The organism is Pseudanabaena sp. FACHB-2040 (assembly GCF_014696715.1).
In the GTDB taxonomy this organism is placed as follows: domain Bacteria; phylum Cyanobacteriota; class Cyanobacteriia; order Phormidesmidales; family Phormidesmidaceae; genus JACVSF01.
The window spans coordinates 1-13,730 of sequence record NZ_JACJQO010000026.1 but is presented as its reverse complement, the minus strand read 5'-3'; the positions used below and the strand labels follow the sequence as shown (position 1 = coordinate 13,730).

9 protein-coding genes and 3 pseudogenes are annotated in these 13,730 nt (G+C 50.4%); 8 read left to right on the top strand and 4 right to left on the bottom strand.

The window, feature by feature from the left end; genetic code table 11:
- The first annotated feature begins 88 nt into the window (after positions 1-88).
- From H6G13_RS26085 to H6G13_RS26060, 5 genes are all read left to right on the top strand, one after another.
- Positions 89-547, top strand: a complete 459-nt coding sequence (locus H6G13_RS26085; protein ID WP_190488430.1) for a WD40 repeat domain-containing protein — start codon at positions 89-91, stop codon at positions 545-547.
- A 72-nt stretch (positions 548-619) separates the two neighbouring features.
- A complete protein-coding gene (locus tag H6G13_RS26080) occupies positions 620-991 on the top strand; it encodes a Type 1 glutamine amidotransferase-like domain-containing protein (RefSeq protein WP_190488428.1) in 372 nt (123 codons plus the stop codon).
- Between the two features lie 517 nt (positions 992-1,508).
- Positions 1,509-1,994 carry a GNAT family N-acetyltransferase gene (locus H6G13_RS26070; protein ID WP_190488424.1) on the top strand — a complete coding sequence of 162 codons (486 nt, stop codon included), beginning with the start codon at positions 1,509-1,511 and terminating at the stop codon, positions 1,992-1,994.
- A gap of 281 nt (positions 1,995-2,275) precedes the next feature.
- Positions 2,276-2,731, top strand: coding sequence for a GNAT family N-acetyltransferase (locus H6G13_RS26065; protein WP_190488423.1), 456 nt, complete (start codon positions 2,276-2,278; stop codon positions 2,729-2,731).
- A 364-nt stretch (positions 2,732-3,095) separates the two neighbouring features.
- Positions 3,096-4,721, top strand: coding sequence for an S-layer homology domain-containing protein (locus tag H6G13_RS26060; RefSeq protein WP_190488421.1), 1,626 nt, complete (start codon positions 3,096-3,098; stop codon positions 4,719-4,721).
- A gap of 513 nt (positions 4,722-5,234) precedes the next feature.
- On the opposite strand, the gene H6G13_RS26055 is transcribed toward H6G13_RS26060, so the two are convergent.
- From H6G13_RS26055 to H6G13_RS29575, 4 genes and pseudogenes are all read right to left on the bottom strand, one after another.
- Positions 5,235-7,397: an EAL domain-containing protein gene (locus tag H6G13_RS26055; protein WP_190488420.1), complete on the bottom strand. Its 2,163-nt coding sequence runs from the start codon at positions 7,395-7,397 to the stop codon at positions 5,235-5,237.
- A gap of 283 nt (positions 7,398-7,680) precedes the next feature.
- Complete coding sequence (locus H6G13_RS26050) at positions 7,681-10,233, bottom strand: hybrid sensor histidine kinase/response regulator (protein WP_199306907.1); 2,553 nt, start codon at positions 10,231-10,233, stop codon at positions 7,681-7,683.
- 155 nt (positions 10,234-10,388) lie between these two features.
- Positions 10,389-10,571, bottom strand: a pseudogene (locus tag H6G13_RS29580) (hypothetical protein); the annotation flags it as partial.
- A gap of 2 nt (positions 10,572-10,573) precedes the next feature.
- A pseudogene (locus H6G13_RS29575) lies at positions 10,574-10,954 on the bottom strand (recombinase family protein); the annotation flags it as partial.
- Between the two features lie 138 nt (positions 10,955-11,092).
- Here H6G13_RS29575 and H6G13_RS26040 point away from each other — a divergent pair.
- The 3 genes and pseudogenes from H6G13_RS26040 to H6G13_RS26030 all read left to right on the top strand — a co-directional run bounded on the left by H6G13_RS26040 (position 11,093) and on the right by H6G13_RS26030 (position 13,061).
- Positions 11,093-11,510: pseudogene (locus tag H6G13_RS26040) on the top strand (hypothetical protein).
- A gap of 49 nt (positions 11,511-11,559) precedes the next feature.
- Positions 11,560-11,742, top strand: a complete 183-nt coding sequence (locus tag H6G13_RS26035) for a hypothetical protein (protein ID WP_190488419.1) — start codon at positions 11,560-11,562, stop codon at positions 11,740-11,742.
- A gap of 953 nt (positions 11,743-12,695) precedes the next feature.
- Positions 12,696-13,061 carry a hypothetical protein gene (locus tag H6G13_RS26030; RefSeq protein WP_190488418.1) on the top strand — a complete coding sequence of 122 codons (366 nt, stop codon included), beginning with the start codon at positions 12,696-12,698 and terminating at the stop codon, positions 13,059-13,061.
- The last annotated feature ends 669 nt before the right edge of the window (positions 13,062-13,730 follow it).

Sequence of the window (13,730 nt, the reverse complement as noted above, 5' to 3'; positions counted from 1 at the left end):
TGGTGCGTTCGTTCGTCAACACGGCTAAGCGTCAGGGCATTTCTGCCTTTGATGCCATTTCCCGCGCCCTTACCTCACAGCAGTCCCATTGGCTACTGGGTTGAGCAATTACCAATCCCTTGCAACAGCCGGACAAGATGGTACCGCTCGGATTTGGAATCTCCAAGGCCAACAACTTGCACTGTTAGAGGGCCATCAGGGGATCGTCTCTTCTATCGCTTTTAGCCCCGATGGCCAATCCCTTGTAACAGCTGGATTCGACGACACTACTCGGATTTGGAATCTCCAGGGCCAACAACTTGCACTGCTAGAGGGGCATCAGGGAGGCGTCTTGTCTGTCGCTTTTAGCCCCGATGGACAGCATATCGCGACCCTTGGACTCGGCGATGATACCGCTCGGATTTGGAATCTCCAGGGCCAACAACTCGCACTGCTAGAGGGGCATCAGGGGGGCGTCTTGTCTCTCGCTTTTAGCCCCGATGGACAGCACCTCGCAACAGGCGAAAGAGACGGTACCGCTTGGCTTTGGAATCTGCAGGGCCAATAACTAGCCCAAGAGGAAAGTACTTGAGAGCGTTGAAGCATCACTGGAGACAAGTTGCAATCCTTTAGTACGTGAATGAAACTAGCCCTTCTTAGTACTCAAGAAACTGAAAGCGGTGCTACAGCGGTTAAGTTTCTTGTTGAATCGCTTTCCTTTAAAGATACTTCGGCAGCTTTCATAGCATCTCAGCCGGACGCTGAGCGGTACTTTTTCAATAAGGCTCGAGATGGCTATGAATCTATAGGGGTCAATCTTGATACTTACATTGATTTTGAGAGTGGTTTTGATGAAACTCTAATGGATAGGGTGCTCAGCAAACCGATTGTTCATCTATCTGGAGGTAACACTTACCGATTTCTTCATTCACTAAAGTCTCGTGGTCTAGGCGAAAAAATGATCAAGTTCGCTCAATCGGGTGGTGTCTTCATTGGGGGCGTTGCTGAATAGAGGGATGGCTTCACTCATATTGAAATGAAGCGTCAAGGATTCCAGGTATTGCTTCATCCCCAGGATCAGCAACGCCTTCATTGGGATTAGTGCTGGTGCAATGCTTCTTACCCCAACGATTGAATCCGCAGCCCTTTGTGGCGACGTAAACCACGTCGGACTTGGTGATTTCTCATCGCTTGGCTTAGTCAACTTCATGTTTGTGCCCCATGCAACAAAGCAGCAGGCAGAACTCCATAGAGCGCGCAAGCTTGTGACACAACGAAACTATGACACTTACCTATGTAATGACGAAGAGAGTATAGTCATTCTCAAGAACCAAGTTCATCTGTTTGGTCAACCTACTTTGCTTAGACCCACTAGTGGCGCATAACAACCCCAACGCAGCGGACAGACGGGAGCCGCTAGTGCTAAGTTCGAAGTGATCTACCGCCGCTGGTCGGGAACGTTCTGCTGCGGCGTGCGGCTTGACGGCAGCGCAACATTTAAATAGGACGAATAGATAGGAGCACGAACTATGAAAATATCCGATGAGGATTTAGCTTTCGTGTTTCTGGCAGACAGACAAGATGCCATCCCGACGGTAGCGCAGTGGTATTACGAAGAGTGGGGCAAGGTGCCTGGCAACTCGGTTGAGAAAACGATTAAAAGAATAAGAGGCAAACTCAACCGTCATAAACCTCCTTTCCACATTCTGGCGGTTTCAAAGGATAGGGTGCTGGGCGTTGCTCAGTTCAAATTGCGCGAGATGAGCATTTATCCTGAAAGGGAGTTTTGGCTGGGGAGCCTCTTTGTTGCTCCTAAGTTCAGAGGTTATGGTGTAGGGTCGGTCTTGGCTGAGAAGATTGCTGCAATCGCCAACGATTTTGGAGTCAAGGAGCTTTACTTGCAAACCGAGTCTTTGGACGGAGGTTTGTATAAACGTCTTGGCTGGAATGTCATCGAGACGACCGAATATAACAATGTGCGAGTGGCCGTCATGGTGAGGCAATTGAGCGAGTAATCAACCAAGCTGGAACTCTCCAACCGTAGCACAACGACCAAGTTCACCCGACCGCCTACAGCTTCGCTCGTTCCTCGCTCCGCTTCCGGCGGCGAGTGAGCTTGGTCGTTGTGCTGCTTAGGTTATCTGTTGAGGCAGTGGTTAAGAGTTTGTCTGTTGGTATTCAGTATCAAATCATTTTGAGATGTCGGTGGGGGGGGTTAGGCAGACAGATTTCCACCTAAGATCCCGCATGGGGGATTAGGCAGAAATTTTTCCTCTAATTACGAGTTAGGCACCGTATGCGGATCCGCGAGTACGAATCGTCCGACTGGCCACATCTATGTGTGATCCATGATGAAGCGCGCAAGCAAGAACTCGAGGCGAGCGGGTTGATGGACGCGTTTCTGACGCTTGAGGAGACTGCAGAGGGTGAGGGCCTGTTTGATGGTAGGGTGCTGGTCGCGGATGACGAGGGCATTCCGTTGGGCTTCATCGCAATCGCTGAAGGCGAAATCACTTGGCTCTACGTCAGCCCGCGGCATCAGCGCCGCGGAGTCGCGAGGCGGCTGGTGCGTGAGGCAATTTCTTGTGAATCCGGTCCGGTTTCGCTCGACGTTCTCGAAGGCAATGAAGCCGCTCTACAGTTGTACCTTAGCGAAGGGTTCGAAGTGGTGAAGCGGGTTTCTGGTCGCTTGGCGGGGAACGAGGCGTTTGCTGCTACGGGCCTTGTTCTGCGTCACCATGGCGTTGCCTAACCCCTCCATCGAGCGGACATCCACCGGCCAGACGCGCTACAGCGGTGCTGTATTGTTGCTTTCGCGCGGACAATTATGGATTCTCAGTACTTGATTTTGTGGGTCAGCAGTGCCAGCTAGAAATCTGCTCATCACTTTCAGCCCAATTGCAGTTCACTAGGGTAATCTGGCTAATTATTCGATATAGGCTCAGCTTATAAATTTAGTCCGTTCCAGATGGACGGAATATGAGACCTGCTACTCCCTTAAACTACCCGCGAATAACCACATGCGCTTGAGATCACAATTTTGCCTCGGCCTAGCGCTTAGCTTGAGCCTCAGCTTACTCACACCTTTGAGTGCGTCTGTATCAGCGCAAACGCCTGTGCCTGCACAAGTGCCTGCACCCACCCCAGCGCCAAGCACCTCCTTTAGAGATGTCCCTGCCGACTACTGGGCTTATGAGTACATATCAGGCCTGGCACGGTTCAGTGTAATTAGCGGCTTCCCCGATGGCACGTTCCAGCCTAACGAACCCGTAACCCGCGCACAGTTTGCGGCGATTTTGAATCAAGCGTTTATGTCAGCGCAACCTTTTCAAGTACCGAATGAGCGGTTGAATGCAACGCAGTCCAGTACTCCAACCTTTGCGGATGTGCCTAACGATCACTGGGCTGCTGGCTATATTGCTAAAGCTCGCACTGCGGGCTTTCTCTCAGGATATCTGGGGAATGAGTTTAAGCCCAATCAACCGATACCCCGCGTACAGGCCCTGATTTCTATCGCCAATGGATTGGGATATCAGGGTGGTAGTATAGCGGACCTATCTGCCTATAAAGATGCTGATGCCATTCCGGAATATGCTCGCCCTGGCATAACTGCTGCCAGAGCCGCCAACATCGTTGTTAACTATCCTGCCCTCGATCAACTCGTGCCCAATCGCCCAGCGACCCGCGCTGAGGTGGCGGCTTTTGTCCATCGGGCGCTGGTCAACGATGGTAGGGCGCAACCTGTGGCAGCAACTGGTGCTCGCTGGAATAAAGCGCCCATAACAACCCTGCCAACGGCAGCGGCAGGGTTTAGCTTTAGCGCGGATGGACAACGGCTACTGGCCTTGACCACAGACGGTGCAACGCTTCAGATATGGAATACGCAAACAGGGGCGCTAATCAAGGAGATTGCCGCTGGTGATCAGACTCGTTTTGATGGGGCGGCGATCAGCAAGGACGGGACGAAGGTGGCGGCGATCGCGCAAACTTCTCCCACAAACACCGTGGAACTAGCGGCATGGACTATCGAGGCAGGTCAGCCGCTGTGGAAAAAAACAATCAGCAGGGCAGAGTCAGCCATCGATGGGGGTCAGATTGCCTTTAGCCATGACAATCAGCGGATCATAACGTTTGTGAACCCACAGCAAGACGGCGCTTCTACGCCACAACTAGCTCTGTGGAACACGGCGAACGGTGAAGCGGTGCAATCTCTAGAAACCAGCGGTAGATTTGCCATTAGCCCCAATGGTCAATTTTTAGCCATTCAGATATACCCAAATGATTCATCGGGTCGTGTAGACCTATGGCGACTCAATCAGAGCGGCATGTTTGAGTATGCTAGGACGCTGCCGCCGGAAGATGTCCTCTTCTGGGGGATGGATATGGTCTTTAGAAACGATGGGTTGCTCAATGTGCTAACGCGATCGCCTTACGATGGACTGCTGGTCACTTGGAATTCACAAACGGGCGCGCGCGTGACCAGCACTGAGCTACCGGCTGATCGATCAGATGATGCCATTGGGCTAAGTCCAGATGGCGATAGCTATTTTTTCGGGGGGCAGGTGGCTGGAGCGCGCTTGGGCAGTGTGAGAACTGGAGAAGTTCAGGACTGGCCTCATGGCTATCGGGTTGCGTTTAGCGATCGCGGCAACTACCTAGCGCTCATGAACAACAACCCAAATGAAGTCGGATCAACGCTACCCACGCCATCTATTAGTATCTATGCCAAAACTGCCCATTAGGCCAATCTCCAATGAAAGGCCGGGAGAGAAAAGAAGGCTGGTCGGATACAGCTATGGTGAGAACCATACTCAGCCGTGAGCCATTGTCAATCCCCTTTGGCGGGTTGCGAGGAGTGTGGCCAAGAAGACGAAGAAGGACTTGTCAGCAGATTTAAGAAGTAGCTTGCCATCGGCAGAGGAACTACAAGGAGAACTTGAAAGTGCGATCGCAAGGATTGAGTTGTCTGATGCTACCCATAGCCACGAGCCTGATGAGGGTAATGACAGCCTTTAAGAAGGCTCTAGAGTAGCCAGTCCACCAAAGCCTTAACGTGGCAAAGGGTCCCGCTAGTACACCCTCTGGCCTAGAAACGGACTAGATTTTCTGAGAGCTGACTAGTACAAAGCCTGTTTTTGCCCGTTTCGCTGGCTGAAAGGCCCATTCTGTCGTTGCTTAGTTGCGCGTCTAGCAGCTAAGCGGGCAAGACAAATGAACCAGATCGCCCTAAATTGCAGCTCGCGAAGTCGGAGCAATCAAGGGAGTTGAGTTTGAGTTGACAGGAAGCGGTCCATTTCATTTGTGGACAAAGGGCGTCCCAAATAGTAGCCCTGCCCATATCGGCAACCCAAGCTTCTGATAGTAGACTGCTGCTCCGCTGTTCCAATGCCTTCGGCGACGACATCCAACCCAAGGGCGTGGCCTAAAGAAATGATGGCCTCCACAATGTTGGGGTTCACGTCTACCGTCTGAGTAAATGACTGATCAATTTTGAGTGCATGAATCGGGAATCGGTGCAAATAGCTCAGGGATGAATAGCCCGTTCCAAAGTCATCAATATCGATTTGAATCTGGCGATCGCGTAACTGCTGCAAGATCGCAATGACATTTTCGACGTTCTCAATCAACATGCTTTCCGTAATTTCTAACGTCAGGTGATGTCCCGATAACCCTGTTGCCTGAAGGACGCGATCAACTTGAGTCAAAAAAGTGGGTTCCTGAAGCTGCTTTGCTGAAAGATTCACGCTGAGCCGCAACGATACCCTAGGAAACTGCTCTTGCCACTGCTTAACCCGGTAACACGCCGTTCGCAGCACCCACTCACCTAACGGAATAATCAACCCAGTTTCTTCAGCAACGGGGATGAACTCGTTGGGGAGCACCATGCCTTGAGGCGGTTGCCACCGGACGAGCGCTTCAAGACCAACCAATTCACCTGTGTGAAGATCAACAATCGGCTGGTAGTGGATCACAAACTGCTGTTGCTCCAGTGCTTTCCGCAAATCATTCTCCAAATGGAGTTGCTTGAGCGCCACTTGGTGCATTTCTGAATTGAATATTTCGTACCGGGCTTTGCCGCGTTTTTTGGCCTCATACATGGCCGTATCGGCATCTCGCAATAGCTCTGTTCCCTGGTAATAGTGGGGCGCATTTAGAACAATGCCGATACTGGCCGTTAAGAAGACTTCTTGGCCTGCGATCGTAAATGGTGATCGCAGCTCTTCTAAAATTCGATTTGCTATATGGACAGCATCTTGTAAACCATTAATATCTTCTAGGAGCAAGACAAACTCATCTCCTCCTAATCGCGCTAACAGATCAGTCGGGCGAATCACCCGCTCCAATCGGGAAGCAAACTGAACCAGTAAACAATCGCCCGCCAGATGCCCGAGCCCATCGTTGATCAGCTTGAAGCGATCTAAATCCAGAAACAGAACTGCAAAATGGAGACTACTCGATCGGCCCATTCGGTTAAGGGAAAGTTCCAACCGCTCCATCAGCAGTACACGGTTCGGTAAGTCAGTCAAGCTATCGTGAAGCGCGTTATGAATGAGTTGCTCCTCGGCTTGCCTACGATCATGGATGTCGATGCCAGAGCCAATAAACCCCACACACTCATCCCCCTCATACAGAGGCACACTCGTTTCTAAAATCCAGCGATATTCCGAATTGGCGTTCAGCAAACGATACTCCAATGTAAAGGGTTGATGCTGCTCCAGCGTGGTCTGATAGAGTTGCTCATACTGCGATCGCTCTGCTGGATGGATGCGGCTCACCCATCCCCGGTTGAGGACTTCTGTAAAAGAGCATCCTGTAAAGTTCAGCCAGTGCTGGTTCACAAACTGGCATGAAGCGTCAATACCAACCATCCAGATTAAAACAGGGGCGGCATTAGCAACGGTGCGAAAGCGTTCCTCGCTAGCCTGTAACTCTAAATTGAGCTGCTGAAGGGATTGCGTGCGTTCTTCAACTCGCTGCTCCAATTCTGTATTGAGACTCAAGATCGCTGTCTGAGCACGTTGTAGGGCGAGGTGATTGGCAACTCGGGCAACGACTTCTTCGACTTGAAAGGGTTTCGTAATATAGTCGATGCCTCCCGCTTGAAATGCCCTAACCTTGTCAAAGGAATCGTCTAAGGCACTCAAAAAGATCACTGGGATATTTTGAGTCGTACTCTCCGCCTTCAGTTGTCTACATACCTCAAAACCGTCCATCTGCGGCATTGTGATGTCAAGCAGAATGATATCCGGTTTGCTTGCCCGTACGCCGATCAGCGCCAGTTCACCCGAAATCGCACATTGAACGTCATATCCTTGCTGAATGAGGGTGTTGGAGAGCAGTCGCAAGTTGGTTGGCGTATCATCAACGATCAGAACTTTGGCTGAGGTTATTGAAGTCGCCTCTGCGGGTGCAGACATGGTTGGTAGTAACCTACTCCAGTAATGGTGTTAGCTTCGATTCTTTTGATAAAATGCATCGGTATTCAATATCGTTATCTTTTGGGAATTACCTCACGGGTAAATTTGAAGCTTAACTTTAAACTTTGGGTTTACTCAATTCAATAATGATGTCGTACCTGAAGTTACTTACCACGGTCTGAAGCTGATTGGCTAGAGGGTGATGTTCAGCAGGAATTTTGGCAATAACGGATAAGATGCGTTGTGCATTTAACGTTTGTGATGCCTGATAAAGTTCTATGCGTCATGAGTCCGGCATCACTGCCAGATCGGCTGCCGTGAGGGTAGAGAATTGCGAAGCAGGCTCCGCTGCAGAGGGAAAATCTGCCTCCAGCTCGACATATTGAAACTGCACACCTAAATGTTGGGTCATCTTGCTGAAGAGAGTTTCTTCCTGGAAGGGTTTGCGAACGAAATCATCACAGCCCACCGACAGCACGATTGATCGTTCTTCTTCATAGGTGCTCGTGGTCAACGCAATGATTTTCACCAACGGGCGATCACTCTCTGCCTGCTGCTCCAACGTCCGGATTTGGCGGGTCGCTTCGTAGCCGTCCAGCATGGACATACGCATATCCATCCAGATGAGATGGGGTTGCCAATGTTGCCAGCTCGTGATTGCCGCTTCACCATTCTCGGCTTCCTGCACCGCAAAACCCAGAGGCTTCAGCAAGCGCACTACCAAGTGGCGATTTTCCCAGCGATCATCGACCACCAAAATTCGGTAAGTTTGCTGACCCGGCATGAACCCAACCACACGCCGTTTAGGCGCTGGCGTCGGCAGATCGCTGGCAGCCGCGATCCTAACTAGAATTTCAAAGTAAAATCGACTTCCCTGGCCCGGTGTACTGTCCACTGCCATTGCTCCCCCCATCAGCTCGACAAACCGACGGCTAATGGGTAACCCAAGCCCAGTTCCCTGTCCAGCTTGCTCTCCCAAAGTGGTTTGCAGAAAGGGTTCAAAGATGCGCTCTAGATCCTCCGACGCAATGCCTGCCCCCGTATCGCTAACGGCGAAATGCAGGCGGGTGACTGGCAAAGTAGCGGGTTCGGTGGCTTCAGCGGAAGTGACCGGAACGGTGGCCTGTGCTTCCAGAACGACCGATCCAGCTTCAGTAAACTTGATCGCATTACTCAGCAGGTTGATTAAAATCTGCCGCAACTTGCGTTCATCAGCACGAATGTAGCGAGGAACCTCGGCCGATCGCCGAAATACCAGGGATACCCCTTTAGTGCTGGCCCGCAGCTGAAATGTTTCCTCAATGAGGCGCAGCATCTCGTAGAGATCGAAGCTATCCAACATTAGCGAGGTTTGGCCTGCCTCAATCTTTGACATATCCAACACATCATTGATCAAGTTGAGGAGATGCTCGCCGCTGCGACTGATGATGTCTAGGCCATTGCGTTGCTCAGCGTTCTCGATACATTGATGCCTCAGCATTTGGGCAAACCCTAGGATGGCATTGAGCGGTGTCCGCAGTTCATGGCTCATGTTCGCCAAAAACTCGCCTTTGGCTCGATTCGCCACCTCTGCTGCCACTTTGGCCTCTTGCAGTTGGGCGGTGCGCTGCTCTACCCGTGCCTCTAAATCTGTGAACGCCGTTTTGAGTTGATAGGCCATCTGGTTAAAAGAACGAGCGAGGGTTTGTAACTCCTTAATACCTTTGACCGTCACTTGCTGGTCAATTTTGCCATCGGCGATTGCCTGACTTGCCTGGTTGAGCTGCACAATTGGGCGGGCAATCCAGCGGGATGTCCAAATTCCTAGCGCGGTGGCAATCATTAGCGCCAGCAAACACAGCAAAATGGTGGTCCGGGTATTCGCCTCAATGTATTCCATGAAGTCGGCTTCCGGCACCGTGACTACTATGAGCCAATCCAGCCCATAGCGATCGCTAAAGGGCGTCACCTGAATCAGATATTTTTTGCCGTCAATGGTGTGAACGAGTTGCTGACTCCGGTCAATATTGTTGAAGGTTCCGAAATTGTCCTTGAGAGCTTGGGCAGTGAGTCGCGTGATGGCATCTTCACTAGCGATCGCCGCTAACCGTTCCCGCTTCTCCTCACTCCCTTCTTCTAGCAAGAGAAACGGTGGTTCCGTGGTCGAACTCGCAACCAAATTACCAGAACGCTCCATGATAAAAGTTTGACCCGAGCGCCCAATCTTCAGACTGCCTAAAAAGTTGCCTAATTTGGCCAGCGACAGGGTGGCGTTTGTCACGCCTACTAAACGTCCGGTTTCGTCATAGAGGGGATGGGTGGCGCTAATCGCCAATCCTAACGTTGAGAAGTAAGGATAGACTTCAGTCCAGGTCGGCTTGCCATCTTGAACGGCTTTGGTGTACCAAGGGCGGATACGGGGATCAAAGCTATCATTAACTTTTAGCAGGCGATCGCGGGTGCCTTGAGGATCAATGCTGTAGGTGTAATACGCACCGTCGGTGGATGAATCGATCACCCGAATCACCAGAGCACCATCTGGCATCCGGTCAACGGCGTGGATGGTGCCCTGCGCGCTCCCAAAGGCGATCGGTCGCAAGGTCTCAAACACCCGCATTTGCTGCCAGAAATGACTCTCCAAGACCGCTGCATTCTGCAAATCTAGCGTGTCATATTGAATGGCACTCGCATTGATTTCTGTAACCATTTGGGGGACTGCAACAAAGTCTGCCAAATGTTTAGAAATTCGTGCAGTAACCTCATTTTGTAACTGGGATACAACGTCATTGACCGCCCGCTGACCATTACGCAGCGATAGCCAACCCGTAATTCCTACCGCAGCAAAAATCTGGATCATAAACGGCAAAACTAATAGAAGGCGAAGGGAGACACCTTTTGAGGAAGATTTCGCAGTCTCCATAAATTTTTACTGGCCTCTAAATCTATGTTTTCAAACCATTACCAATCAATGCTGAGATAAATATTAAAGGTTCTATCGCAAAAACAGAGTGCAGTTAACGCTTTGTGTCGATGTCCTTGCTGCTGGTTGTAGCGTTCTGATGGAGCCAGCACAGTCAAAAACGGCAGTGCCCAAACCTGTCCTGCCTAGCTAATCTGCACCAGCAGCAGACTTAGCCACCGCGGACCGCTTGTTTTGACGAAGTGCTTATCGCTAGAGCGTACCGAGTCCCGGTATTCGCAATCAGTTCTCGTTCATACTCTACCAGTGCTGCAAAGACTGCGAAGAACAAGTGGCCATTGGCAGTGGTCGTATCAATTTCTGCGTCAGCTCCAGAGAGGACTTTGAAGCCTACATCCCGTTGTCGCAAGTCATCAATAGTGTTGATGAGGTGTTTCAAGTCTCGTCCCAAGCGATCAGGTTTCCAAACGACTAGCGTGTTTCCAGGTTGGAGTGCTTTGAGACAGGCATCGAGACCAGGCCGTTAGGCTCTCTTGCCTGAAACCCGGTCGTAGTAAATCCGACTGTCAGGCACGCCCGCTCGAACCAGGGCATCCATTTGCAGATCAAGTAGCTGTGAACCATCTGCCTTAAACACCCGTGCATAGCCGATGAGCATGTCAGCACCTTTAGAAAAGCTAAAAAAGATAAATCATGGGGGTTTATCTAGCTTTGAATTTTAGACGGGTTGTCGGTAGAACTCCAGAGGTAATGATCGATTTGTTAGGGTAGGAGGGAAGCTATCTACCGGAGAGCAATGCCAACCTGCTCAAAATGCAACTCATCCCGCACGGTTAGGAATGGACGTATCCATACGGGTAAACAACGATTTCTGTGCCGTAACTGCGGCTATCAGTTCGTCGAGCACCCTACCGATAAGCGAATCGACCAAGCTACTCGGGACTTGGTTGACCGTCTTCTGCTAGAGCGCCTTTCAATGGCTGGAATTGCCCGAGCAGCACAGGTTTCGGAGCAATGGCTTCAAGATTACGTTCACCTCAAAGGTGAGTAAGGACAGTGGCAAAACGAGCTATATAGAGCGGTTCAACAACACCTTAAGGCAACGAGTCTCACGCTTTGTCAGGCGTAGCCTTGCGTTTTCGAAGTGCTCGCGCAACCACATCGGCTTGCTGTGGAATTTCATCCATCACTACAACGCATCATTACCTATTTAGTACTACCCAAAACACTAGAGTCATTGAAGCCATCCGCACGAATCCCTCGTTGCTAACAACTATCAGCAACGACCCGCTTGCCCAGATGCTGGCTAATATTGTCGATGTTGAAGAACAGCGACGAATGGTAGACATCTTTCTGGAGCGTTTTGAGCATCCGGCACTGCAAGAAAAGCTTGCTGTCAATGGTGACAGCAAGATCGTCAATGATCAGCCTGTGGTCAATGCTTAGGTGATTTGACGGGCCTTTTGCCCTTCCACGCAATTATCCGAGGCCATAAAAAAACTTGGGTGGGAACCCCCGCTCAAGTTTGCCAGATTTTTGAATGGTGGCCAGAGCCAGCAGTCACCCCGATCTTACCTAAGCCATCTGGCCCAGCAGCTACAGTCTGACCTATCGGCAGCGGTTGAGGCACTGGCAGAAACCGACCTCTAAACAGAGCGCGAGGCCCGACCTGAGCAGTTCCAACCTGAGCGGGGTTCAATCTGACCAAAGTACAACCTGGCCCGCCCCGGAAGAAGTAGACAAAGCCAAAAACATTCCCGATGAACTTAAAAAGCAGCTTGGATTGACCTATGTATAGAATTGGAGTAATTTTGGTCGCTAGCGCCAGATAGCTCCAGCAATAAGCAGAGTTTCACGATAGGACAAGCTGTCTCAAAAAGTCGCTGGCCTAAATCTTGCTTAAGTCATACAGGCTGTAGTGAGCCGAAACGACGAGATTTCATGAGACTGAAAACGAGTTTTTAATTGCCTTGGTAGAAACTGTATCCCTGAAAAAGCAGGCACCATAGTCCAGTCTCATGACTTTGAGTAGTTGCCTGATTGGCAGCTACTCAAAGTGCTGCATGTAGTGAACCAAACCTGGCGTTGCTGATCCTGGGGATGAAGCAATACCTGGAATCCTTGACGCTTCATTTCAATATGAGTGAAGCCATCCCTCTATTCAGCAACGCCCCAAACCTAGAAGTATATGAGCAGGATGCTCTGTCCTAGCATGACCGCTGCTTTGATTAAACCGTGTTGTAAATTCTTGTGAGCTTTACAGGAATTTAGATATTTACGGCTGTAGCAGCTGATACAAGGGATCTCCCTGTTGCTCTTGGAGCAATTTGTCATCCCGATGTGTGCGATGGACATCCCGAAGAGAGTGACACGCATAGTAAACACCCTCCGGTACCAAAATGAACCTTTCAACACTTGCATTGGCATTGGTAATTCCCGTGACCGCGCTGTCTTTGGCTGCTTGTTCGATCCCCGCGAACTTTGGCAGCACTTCGACACGAACGAATGCAGAAGACTCACACTTTACCTTGAGCAACGAATCCTCCATTCCAATTGTCGAATTTTATATTGAGGCAGCCAATAAAAGCATAAGGGGAAAAAATATCCTGGATCAGCCTCTCCAGCCCACAGAGTCTCGTCGTATAACGGTTGTGGCTGGAGCGACCTGCGTATCCAATCTCAAGACCGTATTTGCAGACGGCACCTCCAGGAAAAATGAGAATGTCGATGTGTGTGAGTTGGGTGGTCTCACGCAGGACGATTAACGGCACAATCAGCGACCAGTTTGCTTTGAATTCTACTCACACTTGATTTTCGTAACACAATCCCTCGATGCTGTTCTAATGCCGCAGCAGCTTCTTGATGCGTGTGATGGCTGCCAAATCTCGAATGGGCTCCACCCAAATCCTCGTGCCCAGCAGTAGACAGTTCGGATTCTCGCCCCTTTGAAAGCCCATAGGCGACCCTTAAAACCTGATTAGATTACCTCAGTACAAGCTTAATAACTTAATGAGTAGAAACCTTTTCCATTTCTATCGAAACCCCAAAAAGTTACCTTAAACCTAGACTGTATAAGCGTTTGAGCCCCTTCCAAAACCCACTAACTACTTAATAGTAGTTAGTCAGGAGGATGAAATTATTTGGGATATACAAACCTCAGACAATTTGACGCTGTTCCCGGCTGTGGCTAGCAGGAAACAGGGCGCTCTTTGACAGTGGTAATGGCACCTTTGGCGGCAAAACGTTTGCGTTCTGTGGAATGTCAACTGCCTTGGCAAACCGGTGACAATTACCTGTCTAGTTGCGTGAGTAGTTGACGCGCTAGAACGACAACTAAGCTGGAGCAAGCAGCGGCAGGTTCGGAAGACACAACAAACGAGCAGTTGCTTAAGGTAAGCAACCGCTGCTGAGTAAGAGCGAGTAGGGGCTAAACT

What these genes read in the sequence shown, in the direction of transcription:
- H6G13_RS26070 (WP_190488424.1), top strand. Translation starts at nt 1,509, where the DNA reads ATGAAAATATCCGATGAGGATTTAGCTTTCGTGTTTCTGGCAGACAGA.
- H6G13_RS26050 (WP_199306907.1), bottom strand. Translation starts at nt 10,233, where the DNA reads ATGATCCAGATTTTTGCTGCGGTAGGAATTACGGGTTGGCTATCGCTG.
- H6G13_RS26055 (WP_190488420.1), bottom strand. Translation starts at nt 7,397, where the DNA reads ATGTCTGCACCCGCAGAGGCGACTTCAATAACCTCAGCCAAAGTTCTG.
- H6G13_RS26065 (WP_190488423.1), top strand. Translation starts at nt 2,276, where the DNA reads ATGCGGATCCGCGAGTACGAATCGTCCGACTGGCCACATCTATGTGTG.
- H6G13_RS26080 (WP_190488428.1), top strand. Translation starts at nt 620, where the DNA reads ATGAAACTAGCCCTTCTTAGTACTCAAGAAACTGAAAGCGGTGCTACA.
- H6G13_RS26030 (WP_190488418.1), top strand. Translation starts at nt 12,696, where the DNA reads ATGAACCTTTCAACACTTGCATTGGCATTGGTAATTCCCGTGACCGCG.